The following is an 851-nucleotide window of genomic DNA, read 5'->3' on the forward strand; positions in this document are numbered from 1 at the left end:
CTATCAGCCAAGACTTTGCCGATGCGGTTAGTAATTCTAAAAGGCAAAAGGCCGATGTTGCCTTGGTTTTTCGCAACTTTACCTGCTTCAGGCGTACCGGCGGCATCAATTATGCGGACGGCTTGGGCATTTGAGGCCGTCTGAACGGCGACTTTTACAGGACCGGCTTCAAGGTTCAACACCATCTCGGTTTGCGCATCGCTCCAGTCTTTTACGGCGATTCCGTTGACCGATACAATCTTATCGCCTGCCTGAAAACCTGCTTTGGCGGCAATACTGGCAGGCTCGACCATGCCGACATAGGGGCGCAACTCGGTTACGCCGAAGGAAAAGCTCAAACCGTAAAGCAAAACGGCCAAAATCAAATTGGTCAAAGGGCCGGCGGCAACAATGGCGATGCGCTTGGCCGGATGCTGCTTGTCAAAGGCATACGGCAAATCTGCCTCCGCCACCTCGCCTTCGCGCGTATCGACCATTTTAACGTAACCGCCCAGCGGAATCGGGGCAAGACACCACTCGGTATCGCCGCGTTTTCGGGTGAAAAAGGGCTTACCGAAGCCGACGGAAAAGCGCACGACTTTAACGCCGCACCAGCGGGCAACAATATAGTGTCCGAACTCATGCAGGCTGACCAAAATCAGAATGGCGACGATAAAGGCTAAAAAGGTTTGCAAAAAAAATCCCCTGGGTGGAATGTGATAATCAACGGATAAGGCCGTCTGAAAACCGATTATAAAGGCAGTTGTTCCATTTTGTCTGCCTAAATGCCAAGCGGTTGGCGTTTCAGACGGCCTGTCATTGAAGCTTTATTGTTTGCCGATAAAGGCTTCTGCCTGTCTGCGTGTTTGCGC

The 851-nt window shown here is 51.9% G+C and carries 1 protein-coding gene; it reads right to left on the minus strand.

The window, feature by feature from the left end:
* Window positions 1-674, minus strand: a 674-nt coding sequence (gene rseP, locus ACTHUM_RS15755; RefSeq protein ID WP_440403387.1) for an RIP metalloprotease RseP, incomplete at its 3' end; no start/stop codon positions are given.
* Between the last annotated feature and the right edge of the window lie 177 nt (window positions 675-851).

The sequence above is a fragment of the Neisseria sp. P0021.S006 genome, assembly GCF_051956895.1.